The following is a 4,019-nucleotide window of genomic DNA, read 5'->3' as shown; positions in this document are numbered from 1 at the left end:
ACAGGACCGTGAAACGACTCCACGCCGATGATAGTGCGGATTGCCCGTGTGAAAGTAGGTAATCGTCAGGCTCCTTACCCAGACCACAGCCCCGCCCCTCAACAGGCGGGGCTTTGGCGTTTACGGCTCTCTCCGCTTTTACCCTTCCTCCGGCCGGCGTGGCTGGTGCAACCCCGCCTGCGCAAAACGTGTCACCGTTGCTCCAGTTCACGTTTGCGATCCGCCGCACGACTCGCGCGTTCGTTCAATGACGAACGCTTTTACACTCGTAGAAACGCAGAGCCACGCGCCGGTAGGGTCCTACACCCGCACACCATTTCGGCGAGCGTGGCATGTGTCAACATTCACGCACCCTCACAAGAGGCTGCGGAATTCACAGTCTTACTGGCTGACCGGCGCAATACCGCATCCGCCAGGCCGCCCTTAACTGGCGCCGCCCCGCCGACAGCTATCGAACCTGACAAGGACATCGTGATCTGGCTCGCCAATACGGTACTTGTGCTGCACGCGCTGATCGTGGTGTTCATCGTCGGCGGGTTGATCGCGATCTGGGTCGGCGCCGCCATGAAGCGCAATTGGGTGCGCAACCGGACTTTCCGGATCGTGCACCTTGCGGCGATCGGTATTGTCGCGATGCTGGCGGTTCTTGACGTGCCATGCCCGCTCACCATCGTCGAGGACTGGCTGCGCACAGGCGCGGCCGGCCCGCAGGGCTTCGTGCAGCGCTGGGTGAGCGCCCTGCTGTATTACGATTTGCCTGCCTGGGTGTTCGTAGCCGCCTATGTGCTGTTTCTGCTGATCGTCGCAGAGACCTGGCGCCGCATTCCGCCGCGTTCCTGAACGACGCCTGCCAAGGGCCCGATCGACAGTACACTCGCGCATCACGATGAGCCAACGATCTACGAATAGCCACGCAGATAGTGCTCTGCCGCTATGTCGTAGTGCAGCGCGAATGGCCTACACTCGAATCCAGAACTGAACGAACGCGCTGTCCATCAACTGCGGTGCCGTCGCCGCGCGCGATGCCACAGCGCCAGAAGACGTCCCATCGACATGGAGCGGGGCCGTGACTATCCGCAAGCTAAGGGTTCGATTACTCGCGCTCTGCGTGGCGGGCACGTTGCTGGGCAGCAGCGCGGCATCGGCGGATGACGTGAAAGTCATGATCTCGGGCGGCTTCGCGTCGGCTTATCGCGAACTGAGTCCGCAGTTCCAGGAGGCGACGGGCCGCACGTTGACCACCGTCTGGGGGCCAGTGACAGGCAAGGCCGCGAATGCGATTCCCGTGCGTCTTGCGCGCGGCGAATGGGCCGACGTGCTGATCGTGGTCAGCTATGCGATCGACGATCAGATCGACGCCGGCAAGGTCGTGCTAGGCAGCAAGGTGGACTTCGCTCGCTCGGCAATCGGCGTGGTGGTTCGCGAAGGCGAGCCGAAACCGGATATCAGTTCCATCGACGCATTGAGGCGCACGCTGCTCGGCGCGCAATCGATCGTCTATCCCGACAACGCGACGGGTGTCTATATCGGCCGCGAACTGTTCGAGCGCCTCGGCATTGCGGGACGACTGGCGATCAAGAGTCGCATGATACCGGCCGAGCAGGTCGCCGATGCCGTCGCGAACGGGCGTGCCGAGATCGGATTCCAGCAGGTCGTCGAACTGTTGCCTGTGAAGGGCGTGACGTTTGCCGGCAGCTTGCCTGCGGAATTGCAGAGGTACACCGTGTACTCCGGAGGCATCGGCGCCAATGCGAAGAATCCCGCCGGCGCGGCAGCGCTGATCCGCTTTCTGTCGTCGCCGGATGCAGCGCCCGCGATCATCGGGAGCGGACTTGAACCGCTCCCGTCAGCGCCGGCGAATTGAGCGAAAGCCGCCAGTCGTGCGAATCGGCACGTCTTGCCACAACCGACGCGATCCTGTCGCCCACGTGTTCGGCGCAAACAGACAGCTTCCAGCGAATCTGTTGGCCGGATACCGGACTCAGATCATCGGGCGGGAGAGCCGAAGGCCCTCCGACGAGTTGCTCCCAGCGTAAATACTCTTCAAATTCAATCGGTTAGGATCAATCCGCGGAGGGCGGTAGCAGGACTGGCACAACCCCTGCGCATGTAGGAGCGAGCGCAACGAAACGTGCTCTTCCCACTGAAACACGCCCAACCAAGGAGATTCACCATGACTTCGCTGACCATTAAAGATCTTTCGCATAACGAAGAACTTTCCGTCGACGCCCTCACGGCAGTGCGCGGCGGCAGCAACTACAACGCCTTCAATACGAACGCGGCATTCGGCGGCGGCTTTGCCAGCCCGGCCATCGTCGTGGCACCCGTCACGCAGACGGACACGAAGGTCGACATTCCGACGATCCAGAACTTCGGCGGCCTGCAGTTCGTCAAAGGCGCGTAAGTGCCGACACGGGAGAGCCGCGATTCTCCGCTGCTCACGGCGCAACGAATCGTGCTCTCCCAATTCGAAACACCCGTCAATCCAAGGAGTTCTACCATGACCTCGCTGACGATCAGGGACCTCTCGCATCACGAAGAACTGTCCGCCGGAGCGCGCGGCGCGGTGCGTGGTGGCAGCAACTTCAATTTCGGCAATGTGAACGCCGCATTCGGCGGTGGGTTTGCCAGCCCGGCCATTGTGGTCGCGCCCGTTATCCAGACGGATACGAAGGTGGTGATTCCCACGCTCCAGAATTTCGGCGGTCTGCAGTGGCTGAAGGGGCTTTGAGTCCCGGCATGCAGTAACCGTCTTGCCTTGCGCAGCCACTTTGGCTTCGCCAGATCAGATTCGATAGCTCGCGACAGAACGACGAAACGGGGTAAGCACTAAAAGAGGAGACGAAGTCACGATCAAGCGTTTGTCCGAGAGACACCGTCAGGTCTTGTCCCTGACGGCTTCAGCCCGCCAGACCGTTCTCCGTCTGGCGGGCTTCTTTGTTTGCGCCAGAAAATCCTACGAATACAGTGCGCCATAGCTCCCCCGCGCGGCACGCAGTCAGCGACGCGCGCCATTGCGTAATCTCTGTCGTTCCCTATCTGTTCGGCTCACATCGCAGCTGATACACGCACCACCGGGCCATGGAATCACGTCATGCCCGTCGACGCGTGGCATTCTCGCCTATCCGCCGCCCACGCGATTAAAGATCGCGCAGCCCATTCGATTTCCATGCTTTGCACTGAAGCCCCGCCCTTAGGTTCGACGCATGGTCATCACGTTCTCGACACCGTAATGCCGTCGTTCATAGCTTCGGAATTGAGCCTGTTCGATCAAAACAGACAGCTATTCGCCAATCTGTTGGCGACGCACAGGCCGTCGTTCGTTGCGAAACGCTTTGGAAAGCAACGTCAACGACGGCCGCTTCCACAAAGTACCTTTATTTTCAGTGGTTTACAGATGGTCGACGCATCCTGGGCCATGCTTGGCACACCCTGTGCGTATATAGCCGCGAGCGCAAACAAATCGTGCTCTACCTAAACCGAAACATAGACCATCAGGAGATTCATCATGGCTTCGCTGACCATCAAAGATCTTTCGCATAACGAAGAACTTTCCGTCAAGGCACTCTCTGCAGTGCGCGGCGGCAGCAACTACAACGTCGGCAACATCAACGCGGCATTCGGCGGTGGCTTCGCCAGCCCGGCCGTGGTAGTGGCCCCCGTGACGCAAACCGACACGAAGGTTCAGATCCCGACGATCCAGAACTTCGGTGGCCTGCAGGCTGTGCTGTAAATCGCAAACGACTCGCTCTCTCTCAGTTCGCAACCAGTCCATTCAAGGAGATTCATCATGGCAACGCTGACCATCAAAGACCTCTCGCACAACGCAGAACTCTCCGTCAAGGCGCTCTCCGAAGTGCGCGGCGGCAGCAACTACAACGCCTTCAACACGAACGCGGCATTCGGCGGCGGCTTCGCCAGCCCGGCCGTGGTAGTGGCCCCCGTGACGCAAACCGACACGAAGGTTCAGATCCCGACGATCCAGAACTTCGGTGGCCTGCAGGCTGTGCTGTAAATCG

6 protein-coding genes are annotated in these 4,019 nt (G+C 60.4%); all 6 read left to right on the top strand.

The window, feature by feature from the left end:
- The first annotated feature begins 471 nt into the window (after positions 1–471).
- The 6 genes from VSR68_RS42275 (at position 472) to VSR68_RS42250 (ending at position 4,015) form a co-directional block, all read left to right on the top strand.
- Positions 472–840 (top strand): DUF2784 domain-containing protein, encoded by a 369-nt coding sequence (locus tag VSR68_RS42275; protein WP_342945349.1) that lies wholly within the window; start codon positions 472–474, stop codon positions 838–840.
- Between the two features lie 226 nt (positions 841–1,066).
- Entirely contained in the window at positions 1,067–1,864 is a 798-nt protein-coding gene (locus VSR68_RS42270) for a molybdate ABC transporter substrate-binding protein (protein ID WP_428983719.1), read from the top strand.
- Positions 1,865–2,173: 309 nt separating this feature from the next.
- The gene (locus tag VSR68_RS42265; protein WP_342945348.1) at positions 2,174–2,404 is read left to right on the top strand and encodes a hypothetical protein; all 231 of its coding nucleotides are present in this window, start codon (positions 2,174–2,176) and stop codon (positions 2,402–2,404) included.
- A gap of 96 nt (positions 2,405–2,500) precedes the next feature.
- Positions 2,501–2,731 (top strand): hypothetical protein, encoded by a 231-nt coding sequence (locus VSR68_RS42260; protein ID WP_342945347.1) that lies wholly within the window; start codon positions 2,501–2,503, stop codon positions 2,729–2,731.
- A gap of 777 nt (positions 2,732–3,508) precedes the next feature.
- Entirely contained in the window at positions 3,509–3,733 is a 225-nt protein-coding gene (locus VSR68_RS42255; RefSeq protein ID WP_342945346.1) for a hypothetical protein, read from the top strand.
- A gap of 57 nt (positions 3,734–3,790) precedes the next feature.
- Positions 3,791–4,015: a hypothetical protein gene (locus tag VSR68_RS42250; RefSeq protein ID WP_342945345.1), complete on the top strand. Its 225-nt coding sequence runs from the start codon at positions 3,791–3,793 to the stop codon at positions 4,013–4,015.
- Positions 4,016–4,019 lie beyond the last annotated feature (4 nt).

The sequence above is a fragment of the Paraburkholderia phymatum genome, from assembly GCF_038900715.1.
Taxonomy (GTDB): domain Bacteria; phylum Pseudomonadota; class Gammaproteobacteria; order Burkholderiales; family Burkholderiaceae; genus Paraburkholderia; species Paraburkholderia phymatum_A.
This window is presented reverse-complemented; position numbering and strand designations above follow the sequence as displayed.